General features: G+C 64.7%; 13 protein-coding genes and 1 pseudogene. All 14 read left to right on the plus strand.

Translation table 11 applies throughout. The features are described from left to right. Positions 1-232, plus strand: a pseudogene (locus tag AWB80_RS44785) (hypothetical protein); the annotation flags it as partial. Positions 233-593: 361 nt separating this feature from the next. Next, entirely contained in the window at positions 594-743 is a 150-nt protein-coding gene (locus AWB80_RS43855; protein WP_160147407.1) for a hypothetical protein, read from the plus strand. A 196-nt stretch (positions 744-939) separates the two neighbouring features. Then, entirely contained in the window at positions 940-1,635 is a 696-nt protein-coding gene (locus tag AWB80_RS05035; RefSeq protein WP_061173574.1) for an alpha/beta fold hydrolase, read from the plus strand. A gap of 20 nt (positions 1,636-1,655) precedes the next feature. Further along, positions 1,656-2,933: an iron-containing alcohol dehydrogenase gene (locus AWB80_RS05040; protein WP_061173575.1), complete on the plus strand. Its 1,278-nt coding sequence runs from the start codon at positions 1,656-1,658 to the stop codon at positions 2,931-2,933. A 50-nt stretch (positions 2,934-2,983) separates the two neighbouring features. Continuing rightward, the gene (locus AWB80_RS05045) at positions 2,984-3,793 is read left to right on the plus strand and encodes a sterol desaturase family protein (RefSeq protein ID WP_061173576.1); all 810 of its coding nucleotides are present in this window, start codon (positions 2,984-2,986) and stop codon (positions 3,791-3,793) included. A gap of 112 nt (positions 3,794-3,905) precedes the next feature. Next, positions 3,906-5,300: an MFS transporter gene (locus tag AWB80_RS05050; protein ID WP_061173577.1), complete on the plus strand. Its 1,395-nt coding sequence runs from the start codon at positions 3,906-3,908 to the stop codon at positions 5,298-5,300. Positions 5,301-5,376: 76 nt separating this feature from the next. Next, entirely contained in the window at positions 5,377-6,126 is a 750-nt protein-coding gene (locus AWB80_RS05055) for a GntR family transcriptional regulator (RefSeq protein ID WP_087130997.1), read from the plus strand. A 10-nt stretch (positions 6,127-6,136) separates the two neighbouring features. Then, positions 6,137-6,856 (plus strand): GntR family transcriptional regulator, encoded by a 720-nt coding sequence (locus AWB80_RS05060; RefSeq protein WP_061173578.1) that lies wholly within the window; start codon positions 6,137-6,139, stop codon positions 6,854-6,856. 146 nt (positions 6,857-7,002) lie between these two features. Next, positions 7,003-8,661 (plus strand): malonate decarboxylase subunit alpha, encoded by a 1,659-nt coding sequence (mdcA, locus tag AWB80_RS05065; RefSeq protein ID WP_061173579.1) that lies wholly within the window; start codon positions 7,003-7,005, stop codon positions 8,659-8,661. Positions 8,662-8,717: 56 nt separating this feature from the next. Beyond that, a complete protein-coding gene (mdcC, locus tag AWB80_RS05070; RefSeq protein WP_061173580.1) occupies positions 8,718-9,032 on the plus strand; it encodes a malonate decarboxylase acyl carrier protein in 315 nt (104 codons plus the stop codon). Continuing rightward, the gene (locus AWB80_RS05075) at positions 9,029-9,970 is read left to right on the plus strand and encodes a biotin-independent malonate decarboxylase subunit beta (RefSeq protein WP_244206405.1); all 942 of its coding nucleotides are present in this window, start codon (positions 9,029-9,031) and stop codon (positions 9,968-9,970) included. Before mdcC ends, AWB80_RS05075 begins: the two co-directional genes overlap by 4 nt. Next, entirely contained in the window at positions 9,957-10,661 is a 705-nt protein-coding gene (gene mdcE, locus AWB80_RS05080) for a biotin-independent malonate decarboxylase subunit gamma (protein ID WP_061173582.1), read from the plus strand. Before AWB80_RS05075 ends, mdcE begins: the two co-directional genes overlap by 14 nt. Next, complete coding sequence (gene mdcB / locus AWB80_RS05085; RefSeq protein ID WP_061173583.1) at positions 10,658-11,527, plus strand: triphosphoribosyl-dephospho-CoA synthase MdcB; 870 nt, start codon at positions 10,658-10,660, stop codon at positions 11,525-11,527. The genes mdcE and mdcB overlap by 4 nt, the downstream gene beginning before the upstream one ends. Before the next feature lie 4 nt (positions 11,528-11,531). Beyond that, a complete protein-coding gene (locus AWB80_RS05090) occupies positions 11,532-12,455 on the plus strand; it encodes an ACP S-malonyltransferase (protein WP_061173584.1) in 924 nt (307 codons plus the stop codon). Positions 12,456-12,482: the final 27 nt, after the last annotated feature.

Genomic DNA, 12,482 nt, shown 5'->3' on the forward strand with positions numbered 1-12,482 from the left:
TTTCAACAATCGCGATGACGTGCCGGTCGTCGAGCATTGGAGCGTGCATGGATTGGGTCATGCATGGTCAGGAGGACGGCCGCAAGGCTCTCATACGGACGCACGCGGTCCCAACGCGACCGACGAGATCATCCGTTTCTTTGGACAATTTGCGTCCAATGCCGGTTGCGAACGTGCGAAAGATCCCGCAGCCGCTACTCGCGACCGCGCTGAGGTACATCAGAACGAATAAGCACATACGCACAGGACCCAAATTACACGCCATGCAGGCTCGGATTACGCGCTTTCGCGACTGAACAGTTGCGACCACGTATGACGATTCGACCGGAGCACACGGGCATGGACAACGAAGAAGCGCTACGGGTGCGTGCGTCCTTTTGATGGGAGGCGGCGGGCCGCCCGAACGGAGAAGCCGACCGACATTTGGGCTCAGATTGAACAAGACGCAGCAGCGGCGTCCCAGGTTCTCATCTCGCACGATTGGTTCGGCATGCTAACGACAGACAACATAGCACTTCTCGAGAAGGAAGTCCTTCCGGGCTATCTCATGCGCTGTGGAATCGAAAGACATCAAGGTCTGGAGAGAGGCAGCCATGTCGCAACTCGAGCGCGCGCTCGGCGTCGTCGATGGCCAGCGCGGCGCGCCTTCGTCCGGCCTGTCTCCCCAGCGGGCGCGGGCCGCCATTTTCTTGCGGCAATATCGTTTGGCATCGCTCTACCCAGAACACGGTCCAGGCGTCTAGGCTAAATGCAAGGGTCGCCGAAACTGCCTGTCACTTTCGTCCAAAAATGCACACTCCGAGAGGGCGTGACCGCCCGGCCGGCAGAGTGCTCAGCATCTTCCCTACCTAGATAGCAAAGTCATCACACTCGCTTGACTCTGTTCATTCGATGCGCTTACCATGTAACTAACATATCAGTTGCATACGGAGGCGCGCAATGGATATCCTCACGCAGGGGGACGGCCCGACCCGGATCGTCGCGGTTCATGGCATTCAGGGCACCCGCGCCGTCTGGCGGCCGCTCGCCGAAACCATGCGCGGCCAAGCCACCTTCGTGCTGCCGAATCTGCGTGGCCGGGGCGCGGCGGCGCGCGGATCGCAGGCGGCGGATTACGGACTCAGAGCCTTCGCCGCCGACCTCGCGCACGTCATCGACGCAGCCACGCGAGGCGAGCCTTACTGCCTCGCGGGCTGGAGCATGGGCGTGACAGTGTCTCTAGCGGCGTTGCCGCAGCTCTCGCATCGTCCGAAGAAACTGATTCTGATGTCCGGCTCGCCCGCGTTGTGCGCCTTGCAATGGTTCCGCGCACGTGAAGGCGCGGCGCTCGCCGACGAAATCGCCGCTCGCGAGGCGCGTTTGAATCTCGCCGATGCCGCCGACCGCGACGCCGTGGCCTGGACATGGCAGGGCATCCGCGACACGGATCAGCGCGGCGTGCTGGCCAGCGTCGATATCCCCGCGCTCATCGTGCACGGCGCCGCCGACGACGAATGCCCCCTCGAACACGCGCACTGGCTGCGCGAAGGCTTGCCGCGCGCACGGCTCGACATCATCGCGGGCGCGGGCCACGGCATTCCCACCACTCACACTGCCGAAGTCGCCACCGCCGTGCGGCGCTTCCTCTCTGACTGATTTCTTCAAGGAGTCGACCGTTGCGAACCGAAGACCTCATCCACTTTTGCGCACCCGCGCGCCTCATCATGGAGAAGGGCGCGCGCGCCCGTTTGCCTGCGCTCATCGCGCATCTCGGCTATACGCGCGGCGTGCTCGTCACCGATACCTTCTTCACGACCCACACGTCCTGGGTGCGTGAATATGTCGATGCGGCCCGCGCGCTTGGCGTCGCCACCCACGTATTCGACGGCGGCGCGCCCGATCCGACCACCACGCTTTGCGATGAAGCGACGCGCGCGGTGCGCGATGCGCTCAAAGGCCACGCACCCGATCACGTCATTGCGCTGGGCGGCGGCAGCAACATCGATCTGGCGAAGGCGCTCGCCGTCACCTTGCGCGACGGCACGCCCGTCAAGCATTTCGTCGGCGCGCGCGGGCCGCTCGCCGCGCTTCCGCTCATCGCCATGCCTACGACCGCCGGCACTGGCTCCGAGGCGACGCCGGGCGCAATCCTGGTCGATCCGGAGAACGCGACCAAGGTCGCCGTGATGGACAACGCCTTGCGTCCGCAGATCGCGCTGATCGACTACGAACTGACGATGACCTGCCCGCCGCCCGTGACCGCCGACGCGGGCATCGACGCGCTCACGCATGCAATCGAGTCGTATCTCACGATCGACTCCGCCGCGTTCGACCGCGCGAATCATCCCGATCCAGGCTATAGCGGCCGCTCGTCGCTGACGATGCTGTTCGCGCGCGAATCCATTCGCCTGTGCGCGCGCTATCTAAAGCGCTGTTACGACGACGGTTCCGACGAAACCGCGCGCGCCGCGATGTGTCAGGCGAGCTTTTACGCGGCGCTTTCGTACGGAAGCGCGGGACTGAACGCGGTGCACGGCATTGCCTATGCGGTGGCGGGCGCGACGCATCGCTCGCACGGCACGACCAACGCCGTGATGCTGCCTTACGCCGTAGGCGGCTTGCGGCAAACGCGCCGCGCCGAACTGCTCGATATCGCGGCCGATTTCGGCATCGACACCGCAGGCGACGCCGGTCTCGCCATCGACCGGTTGTGCCTGCGCCTGCGCGAGCTGATCGCGAGTGTCGGCATTCCTGTGGATCTGCGCGCGCTCGGCATCCAGGAAGCCGCGCTCGATGCGCTCACTCGCGACGCGCTCGCCGTCAAGCGCCTCGCCCAGGCCTTTCCCGTTACCGACGTCGCCGCGGTCTACGCCGACATCGTGCGCCGCGCGTTTTTCGGCGACCTCGGGAAAACCCCCTCCGTCGAACGCGACACCGCGCTTGACTTGCATTGACGTGCAACTAATATGTTAGTTGTGTGATCTGGATATTCAGGAGACGCATCATGATGACCGAACGGCAGCGACAATTTCGCGAAAACTACAAATCGAACATCAACCCGCTGTACAACGGCCTGCTGCACATCGCGGTGCTGTATTGCGCGGGCATCGCGGCGATCTGGTATTGCGCGACTCACTTGCACGCCGCGACATGGGAATGGCTGCTCGTGATTCCCGTGTTCCTCGGCGGCAACTTCGTGGAATGGGCGATGCACCGCTTCGTGATGCACCGGCGCATCGACGTATTCGCGCTGCGCGCCATCTACGAACGCCACACGCGCGAGCATCATCAGTACTTCACCGATGCCGAGCCGACCATCGATACGACGCGCGAATTTCGCATCGTGTTCTTTCCGTGGCGCGTGCTGATCACGCTCGGCGTATTCGGCACCGTGCTCGGCGCGATCGCATCGGCTGTCCTGAATCCGAACGCGGGCTATATCGTTTTTCTGACGATGGTCGCGCAGTATCTGCTTTACGAGACCTTTCATTACTGCTGCCACGTGCATGACAACTGGTTCGTGCGCAACATGCCGTTCATCAACACGATTCGCCGTCACCACACCGCGCATCACAACATGGGGATCATGATGAAGTACAACATGAACCTCACCTTTCCCATCGCCGACTGGGTTCTCGGCAGCAGCGACCTGCGGCGCGGCTTCCTTGGCACGCTGTTCAACGGCTATAGCGAAGAACACGTGAAGGAAGAACTGCGCCCGGTGATCGCGAAGTTCCGCCGCGATCAGTCGCGCGTCACGCTCGACGGCCCCGACCTGACGGAAGAAGAGCGCAGCGTCATGACGGCAATCTGATTCCTGCCCCATTCATCGCTTCGAGGAACGCCGCACAACCGCAAGACCGCCAATCACCCCGCGAAAAAAAGGTCCGCCAAAGAGCCGCCTCGCGAAACATGGAGAGAGACACATGGAAATGCTTTCACCCGATGCCGTCGCGATACGGCACGGCGTCGCCGCGCGCCTCGAGCGCCTGCCGCTCACGCGCTATCAACGCTCCATTTTCGCCGTGATCGCCACAGCGTGGCTGTTCGATTCGATCGATCTCGGCATCATGACGTTCGTGCTCGGATCGATCAAAACGGAGTTTCATCTGAGCGCGGCGCAAGCGGGCCTGCTCGGCAGTTCGAGTTTTCTCGGCATGCTGGCGGGCGCGGCGATCGCGGGCGTGCTCGCCGACCGCTACGGTCGCAAGCCGGTGTTTCAGGTGAGCATGATCTTCTGGGGCATCGGCAGTCTGCTGTGCGGCTTTGCGCAGGACGTGACGTGGCTGATGGTGTTTCGCGTGTTGCTCGGCTTCGGCATGGGCATGGAGTTTCCCATCGGGCAATCGATCGTCTCCGAGATCGTGCCGGCGAAAAATCGCGGTCGCTATGTCGCGATGCTCGAAGGCTTCTTTCCGATCGGCTTCATCGTCGCGGGTATCGCCACGTATTTTCTGTTGCCGGTGATCGGCTGGCGCGGCATTTTCATCGCGCTCTCGGTGCCGGCCGTGTTCGTGTTCGTGGTGCGGCGCGCGGTGCCGGAATCGCCGCGCTGGCTGGAAAGCGCGGGCCGTATCGTCGATGCGGACGCGGTCGTCGCGCGTATCGAAGCGCACGTGAAAGCCGCGCTCGGTGGCGCGGAACTGCCCGCCGTCGCGCCGGTGACGAACGTGGCGCCGCCTTCGCATCGCGCGGCGGGCAAGGCGAGCATCGCGCAATTGTGGACGGGCGGCTATGCGCGTCGCACGTTCATGATCTGGACGCTGTGGTTCTTCGCGCTGCTCGGCTACTACGGTCTGACGACGTGGCTCGGCGCGCTCCTGCAAAGCGCGGGCTACGAAGTCACCAAATCGGTGTTCTACACCGTGCTCATTTCGCTCGCGGGAATTCCGGGCTTCATGACGTTCGCGTGGCTGATCGAGGCCTGGGGACGCAAGCCTTCCTGCGTGCTGACGCTGATCGGCAGCGCGGCTTTCGCATATCTCTACGGACAGGCGGCGGGTTCGCACGCGCCGGTCGCGCACCTGATCGCCACCGGCGCCTGCATGCAGTTCTTCTTCTTCGGCATGTGGTCCGTGCTCTACGCCTACACTCCCGAGTTGTACCCGACGCGCGCCCGGGCGACCGGCTCCGGATTCGCATCCGCGATCGGGCGGCTGGGTTCGCTGCTCGGGCCGTCGATCGCCGGAATCGTGCTGCCAGCGATGGGACAGGGCGGCGTGTTCACGCTCGGCGCGGCGTCCTTTCTCGTCGCGGCGCTCGCGGTGCTGACGCTCGGCGTCGAGACGCGCGGCAGGGCGCTGGAAGAGGTCTCCGTGTGACGCGTTTCTCGCCGTGTCGACAGATGCAACTGCTATACAATGGGTATATCCGATGAACGACTCCGCAGGTTTATCCATGGCCGAACGCATTGCTGCCCGCAAGACTGCTGCGCAACCGAAGACCACGCGCGCGAAATCGTCTACACCCGCTCGCGCGTCGCGCGGCGGCGTGAAGCAGCCGGTGCAGCGGGAGAGTCTCACCGAACAGGCCTACGCGCAGATCGAGGAGGCGATCGTCACCTTGCAGATCGCGCCGGGCGCGACCGTGTCCGAGCTGTCGCTGAGCGAGATGACCGGCATCGGCCGCACGCCGATCCGCGAGGCCATTCAGCGTCTCGCGCGCGAGCATCTGATTCTGATCCTCCCGCAGCGCGGTCTGCTCGTGCCCGAGATCGATGTAAAGAAGCAGTTGAAGCTTTTGAAGACGCGCCGCGAAGTGGAGCGCCTGATCTGCCGCAGCGCCGCGCGCAGCGCCACGCCCCAGGAGCGGGAAGTGTTCGCGCAGCTCGCGGCCGAATTCGCCGAGGCGTCCAAAACCAACGACGATGTGACCTTCGTGCGGCTCGATCGCGAGTTCAACGAGCTATGCCTGATCGCGGCCCGCAACGAATTCGCGGAGGCGTCCATGCGTCTCATGCACGGTCTCGCGCGCCGCTTCTGGTACGTTCATTACAAGCAGGCGGCCGATCTGCCGGAAATGGCGCGGCTGCACGGCGCGGTGGCGAAAGCCATCGCCGAAGGCGACGTGGATCGCGCGGGCCGGACGCTCGATGCGCTTCTCGACAACATCGAGGAGTTCACGCGCGCGACGCTGGTCGAGATTTGATCTTTCCGCGATGACGCCGCCGCGCCCCGTCCGGACGCTTCCCGATGCCCATCGCGGCGGCGGCTCGACTGCGTCGCTGACCTTGCGCGCCTATCGGTTGCTCGAGGAAGCCATCGTCACGCAACAGATCGCGCCGGGCGCATCCGTCACCGAGGCGCAGTTGAGCGAGCTGATCGGGATGAGCCGAATGCCGACGCGCGAAGCCGTGCGCCGTCTCGTGCGTGAAAACCTGCTCGTGGTGCTGCCCAAGCGTGGCATCGTCGTGCGCCCCATCGATGCACATGCGCAACTGCGCCTGCTCGAAACGCGGCGCGAAGTGGAGCGCCTGCTCGCGCGTCTGGTCGCACGCGAGAGTACTGCGGTGCAGAAAGAGACGCTGCGCGAACTTGCCTCGCGCTTCGAGGTGGCCGCGCGCAATGCGGACACGCTCGCTTTCGTGCATGCCGACAAATCCTTCAACGAGTTGTGTCTCGCCAGTTGCGCGAACGACTTCGTCATCGATGCGATGCGCCTGATGCAAGGCCCGTCACGCCGCTTCTGGTTCCAGCGTTCGCGCGATGCCGAGATCCTCGCCGAATCCGCCAGCCTGCACGCGGCCCTCGCGCTCGCGATGGCCAGCGGCGACGCCGACGCCGCCGCGCGCGCGAGCGATCGCCTGCTCGACAGCGCCGAACGCTTTGCGCGTCGCGCCATCGAAGAAGCGCACCCCGCCATTCCCTCGTTTCGCTGATAACGCTGCTTTCATAGGGTAAACATGCTTTGCCCGCAGCGCGTCGCTAAACTACGCTTGAGCTGTGATAAATATCAGTAACATATAAGTTGCAGAGCAGTTGCGGGCAACTTGGCCATAGCAGTGAATGCCACCATGGAGACTTCATGAAGCGTGATGCACAGGTTCAATGGGATGCACTCGCACAGAGCAAGGCCACGCGGCTTGCGCGAGCGACGCACGTGACGCAGGGCAAGCTCGTCGATGCGCAGAAGATGACCTCGCTGCTCGAAGCGGTGCTGGAGCCGGGTGATCGCGTGTGCATCGAAGGGAATAATCAAAAGCACGCGGATTTTTTGTCGGCGGCGCTCGCGAAAGTGAATCCGCAGGCCGTGCACGATCTGCATATCGTGCAGTCGAACATCGCGCTGCCGCAGCATCTGGATATCTTCGAGAAAGGCATCGCGCGCAAGCTCGACTTTTCGTACTCGGGGCCGCAAGGCGTGCGTATGGCACAGCTCATCGATGCGGACAAGGTGAAGGTCGGCGCGATTCACACGTATCTCGAACTGTACGGCCGCTATTTCTGCGATCTCACGCCACGCGTGTGCTTCATCGCCGCGCAGAGCGCGGACCGCGACGGCAATCTCTACACCGGGCCGAACACCGAAGACACGCCGGCTGTCGTCGAGGCGACCGCATTCAAGAACGGCATCGTGATTGCACAGGTGAACGAACTGGTCGAGCGCGTGCCCCGCGTCGATGTGCCCGCGGACTGGGTGAACTTCGTCGTGCGCGCGCCGAAGCCGCATTACATCGAGCCGATCTTCACGCGCGATCCCGCCGCGATCACCGAGATTCAGATTCTGATGGCGATGATGGTCATCAAGGGCATCTACGCCGAGTACGGCGTGACGCGCCTGAATCACGGCATCGGCTTCGATACCGCGGCCATCGAATTGCTGTTGCCGACCTATGCGGAAAACCTCGGCCTGCGCGGAAAAATCTGCACGCATATGTCGGTGAATCCGTGTCCGACGCTGATTCCGGCGATCGAATCGGGCTTCGTGCAGTCGATCCATTCCGCGGGCTCGGAGCTTGGCATGGAAGCGTATGTCGCGGCGCGCCCCGATATCTTCTTTACCGGGCCGGATGGCAGCCTGCGCTCGAATCGCGTGTTCTGCCAGCTCGCCGGACATTACTCGGACCTGTTCATCGGTTCCACGTTGCAGGTCGACATGCAAGGCAACAGTTCGACCGCCACGAAAAGCCGCATGACCGGCTTCGGCGGGGCGCCCAACTTCGGCTGCGATTCGCGCGCGCGCCGCCATACGAGCGATGCCTGGCTCAAGGCGGGACGCGAGGCGTCGTCTTCCTCGGCGCACGCCATGCCTCGCGGGCGCAAGCTCGTCGTACAGATGGTGGAAACCTTCGGCGAAAAGATGCAGCCGACATTCGTCGAACGGCTCGACGCGTGGGACCTGATGCACAAGTTCGATCTCGCCCTGCCGCCGGTCATGGTCTATGGCGACGACGTCACGCACATCGTGACTGAGGAAGGTATCGCGAACCTGCTGCTGTGCCGTGACGAAGCCGAGCGTGAGCAGGCGATTCGCGGTGTGAGCGGTTTCACGGCGGCGGGTCTCGCGCGTGATGAACGCATGGTCGAAACACTACGCGCGCGCGGCGCGATCCGCCGCCCGGAGGACATGGGCATCAATCCGCTGCACGCGACACGCGATCTGCTCGCCGCGCGCTCGATCAAGGACCTGGTGCGGTGGTCGGGTGGGCTTTACGATCCGCCGAAACGATTTCGCAACTGGTAACAGCGGCACATGCGTTGTTCATCGCGAGAGTCAAAAACATACAGGAGCATCGGGCAATGGAGCAACTCGGTTTTTCGTTCGACGGACTCGCGTCGAGTGATCGCGGCATATACGCGATCGCTGGCGTGGTGGCTTCGGGCGACCTCGAAATACTCATCGAGCGGAAGGCGCTCGACGGCCGTTGCGAGGTCGCTATCAACACGTCGATTCACGGCTTCGAGACGACCTGGCGCGCGGTGATGCAGCGCTTCGTCACGAACCGGCCGCTCGCCGACACACGCGTGACCGTCAACGACAGCGGCGCGACGCCGGCGATCGTGAGTCTTCGTCTTGCGCAGGCTGCGCAGTCACTCGATGAGGAATCCAGATGAATATTCATGATGGCATGCAGCCCAGAGAAATGACACCGAGTCAGCGCAGCTATCAGGAGGCGAGCGCGCGCGAACGCGCCCGCGGTTTATGCGATGCGGGCAGTTTCACCGAATGGCTCGATCCGCGCGAGCGTCTGACGAGCCCGCATCTCGCGGCGCTCGACACGCCCGTCGCGTTCGACGACGGCGTGGTGATCGGCGCCGGAAGTCTGGCCGGCGAGCGTGTGTTCGTCGCGGCGCAGGAAGGGCGTTTCATGGGCGGCGCAGTCGGCGAGATCCACGGCGCGAAGCTCACCGGCCTGCTCAGGCGCGCGGTGAAGGAGCGGCCCGCCGCCGTGCTGCTGATGCTGGAAACCGGCGGCGTGCGGCTGCACGAAGCGAACGCCGGGCTCGTCGCGATCTCCGAGATTCAGCGTGCCGTGTTCGATGCGCGTCATGCGGGCGTGCCGGTGATCGTGCTGATCGGCGGCGGCAACGGCTGCTATGGCGGCATGGGTATCGTCGCGCGATGCTGCGACGCCATCGTGATGAGCGAAGCGGCGCGGCTGTCCGTGTCGGGACCTGAAGTGATCGAGACGGCGCGGGGTGTCGAAGAATTCGACGCGAAGGATCGCGCGCTCGTGTGGCGGACGATGGGCGGCAAGCACCGTTATCTGCTGGGCGAGATCGATCGTTACGTCGACGACGATCTCGGTGCCTTCCGCGAAGCCGCCGCGACGTATCTGAACCGTCCGGTGCCGCTCGATCTCGATGCGGTGCTGGCCGAGCACGCGCGGATCGAACAGCGTCTCGCGCGCTTCGGCGCCTGCGAGGACGCGCTCGATATCTGGACCGCGATGGGCATCGACAACGCGGCGCGCATCACTGCGCTCGACACTGAGGCATTTCTTCAAGCAGCGGCTTGCACACGCGAGGAACACGCAGATGACGCTCTCTGATCTGCTCGACGGTCTTTTTCCGGCGGGCCATCTCACGATTGTCGAGGCGGGCGTGATCGCCGGCACGGGTACGCATGCGCGCGGCGAAGTGGCGTTGATCGGCACCGTGGATCATGCAGCGATCGGCGTCGATACGGCGCTTGCGCTCGCATCGCATGTGCTGCGCGTCGTGCGGGAGCAGCCGGGCACGCCGATCCTGCTGCTCGTCGACAACGCCGGCCAGCGACTTTCGCGGCGTGACGAGCTGCTCGGCAACAACGGCTGTCTTGCACATCTGGCGAAGTGTCTGGAGGTCGCGCGCACGCGCGGGCATCGTGTGTTGAGCCTCGTCTACGATCAGGCGGTGTCGGGCGGCTTTCTCGCGGCTGGCATGATCGCGGATCGCACGTATGCACTACCGGATGCGCATATCCATGTGATGAACCTGCCCGCGATGAGCCGCATCACGCAAATTCCGCTCGACCGCCTGGAGGCGTTGTGCGCGAGTTCCGCGGTGTTTGCGCCGGGCGTACCGAGCTTTTACAAACTCGGCATCGTCGAAGGCGTATGGGAGGGCGATCTGAGCATGGCGCTGGAGCAAGCGCTCATGACAGCATCGAACGAAGACACGCGCAGCGAGACCGGGCGCGCGCGGGGCGGCCGCATGCTGGCCGCGGACATCGCCGCGCGTATAACGGAGCAGCTCGCATGAGTCTGACGTCCGATCTCGCACGGCCGACGCCCGGATATTCCACGGACGATTACGCGTGCGCCGTGGCGCGTGCGGCCATCGGCGCGCTGCACGCCGAAGTGATGCTCGATCCGAAGCCGGGCCTCGTCACGCGTTCCAGCAACGGCAGTCATCGGGATATGAACGCGGCGCTGTTCGTGCGCAGCCTGTTCGCCTTGCGGCATTACTTCCCGCGCATCGCGCGGGCGGGCGAGCAGGGCGCGTCATTCGACGGGTTGCGGCGGCTAGGCATTGAGGCGGAAGACGCGATGATGCGTGCAACACGCGGCGTCAACACACATCGCGGCGCGATCTTCACGCTCGGTTTGCTTGCCGCTGCCGCCGGCCATCTGCACGCGAGGAAGAGTCGCCTCGATGCGTACGAGATGTGCATGACCGTGAGCCAGCGCTACGGTGCCGCGATCATTGATAGCCGGATGGACGCACGCCCGAGTCACGGCTTGCGTGCGAGCAGGGCATACGGCATTGCAGGCGCGCGCGAGATCGCCGCGCTCGGCTTTCGTGTGCTGCGCGAAACTGCCGTGCCGACGCTCGAAGACGCACTCGCACGCGGCCTGACGCGCGAGCGTGCCGCCGTGCAAACCCTCTTCTCCGTCATGGCCGTGCTCGACGACACCAACCTGTTTCATCGCGGCGGCCACGCGGGGGTCGAGTTCGTGCAACGCGAAAGCCGCGCGTTTCTCGCGGCGGGCGGCGCGCTCGCGCCGGACTGGCGGCAGCGCGTCCGCGCGCTCGACGCGGCGTTCGTACGGCGCAATCTCAGTCCCGGCGGCGCGGCGGACATGCTTTCCGCCACGCTCTTCGTCCACGCATTGCAAGCGCTTTGACGTCATGGGTCTCGTCATCCTGTGTCCCGGCCAAGGCGCGCAACATGCCGCGATGTTTGCAACGCTCACCGCCGATCCGCTCGCCCGCGAGGTCATCGAGGCAGCGAGCGAGTTGGTCGATCTCGACCTGCTGCGGCTCGAAACCACCGTGCCAGGCGAGCGCCTGTTCGACAACGCCATCGCCCAGCCGCTCGTGTGCGCGGCGGCGCTCGGCGCCTGGCATGCGCTTTCGTCGCGTATCGACACGCCGCTCGCGTTCGCTGGCTACAGCATTGGTGAGCTTGCCGCGTATGGCTGCGCGGGCGCGCTTGGCTTCATCGACACGCTGCGTCTCGCGCAACGACGCGCCGCGCTGATGGATGCGTGCGCCCGCGCGACCGGTGGCATGCTTGCGCTGCGCGGCCTGAACGAGGCGCACGTGCGGGTGTTGTGCGACGGACGCGATGCGGCCATCGCCATCGCGAACGCTGACGATCACTTCGTCGTCGGCGGAGCGCACGGCGTGCTCGAAGAGATCGCGGAGCGCGCGGCGCAGCAAGGCGCGCATACCGTGCGACGTCTTCCGGTATCGATCGTCTCGCATACCGCCGCCCTGAGCGACGCCGCGTCCGCATTCGAAACCGTGCTCGGCGCGTCCGGCGCACGCGATCCCGATGTTCCCGTTCTCGCCGGCATCGACGGGTCCGCGATCCACGGCTGGCCGCGCGCGATTCAATCCCTCGCCGCGCAGCTGCGCCAGACGATCCGCTGGGATCTGTGCACGGAGTCGGCAATCGAGCGCGGCGCGACGGCATTCTTCGAACTGGGTCCCGGCGCTGCGCTGTCGCGCATGCTTCAACAGAGCCATCCCGAGATTCCGGCGCGTTCGTTCGCGGATTTCCGCAGCATCAGCGGCGCGGCGCGCTGGATCGAATCGGTCGCGTACTGACTTGCCCTTCGCCCCTTCGCCCATCAC

The organism is Caballeronia pedi (assembly GCF_001544915.2).
Lineage (GTDB): Bacteria > Pseudomonadota > Gammaproteobacteria > Burkholderiales > Burkholderiaceae > Caballeronia > Caballeronia pedi.

What these genes read in the sequence shown, in the direction of transcription:
- mdcE (WP_061173582.1), top strand. Translation starts at nt 9,957, where the DNA reads ATGACGCTCTCTGATCTGCTCGACGGTCTTTTTCCGGCGGGCCATCTC.
- mdcA (WP_061173579.1), top strand. Translation starts at nt 7,003, where the DNA reads ATGAAGCGTGATGCACAGGTTCAATGGGATGCACTCGCACAGAGCAAG.
- AWB80_RS05050 (WP_061173577.1), top strand. Translation starts at nt 3,906, where the DNA reads ATGGAAATGCTTTCACCCGATGCCGTCGCGATACGGCACGGCGTCGCC.
- mdcB (WP_061173583.1), top strand. Translation starts at nt 10,658, where the DNA reads ATGAGTCTGACGTCCGATCTCGCACGGCCGACGCCCGGATATTCCACG.
- AWB80_RS05090 (WP_061173584.1), top strand. Translation starts at nt 11,532, where the DNA reads ATGGGTCTCGTCATCCTGTGTCCCGGCCAAGGCGCGCAACATGCCGCG.
- mdcC (WP_061173580.1), top strand. Translation starts at nt 8,718, where the DNA reads ATGGAGCAACTCGGTTTTTCGTTCGACGGACTCGCGTCGAGTGATCGC.
- AWB80_RS05055 (WP_087130997.1), top strand. Translation starts at nt 5,377, where the DNA reads ATGGCCGAACGCATTGCTGCCCGCAAGACTGCTGCGCAACCGAAGACC.
- AWB80_RS05075 (WP_244206405.1), top strand. Translation starts at nt 9,029, where the DNA reads ATGAATATTCATGATGGCATGCAGCCCAGAGAAATGACACCGAGTCAG.
- AWB80_RS43855 (WP_160147407.1), top strand. Translation starts at nt 594, where the DNA reads ATGTCGCAACTCGAGCGCGCGCTCGGCGTCGTCGATGGCCAGCGCGGC.
- AWB80_RS05035 (WP_061173574.1), top strand. Translation starts at nt 940, where the DNA reads ATGGATATCCTCACGCAGGGGGACGGCCCGACCCGGATCGTCGCGGTT.
- AWB80_RS05045 (WP_061173576.1), top strand. Translation starts at nt 2,984, where the DNA reads ATGATGACCGAACGGCAGCGACAATTTCGCGAAAACTACAAATCGAAC.
- AWB80_RS05060 (WP_061173578.1), top strand. Translation starts at nt 6,137, where the DNA reads ATGACGCCGCCGCGCCCCGTCCGGACGCTTCCCGATGCCCATCGCGGC.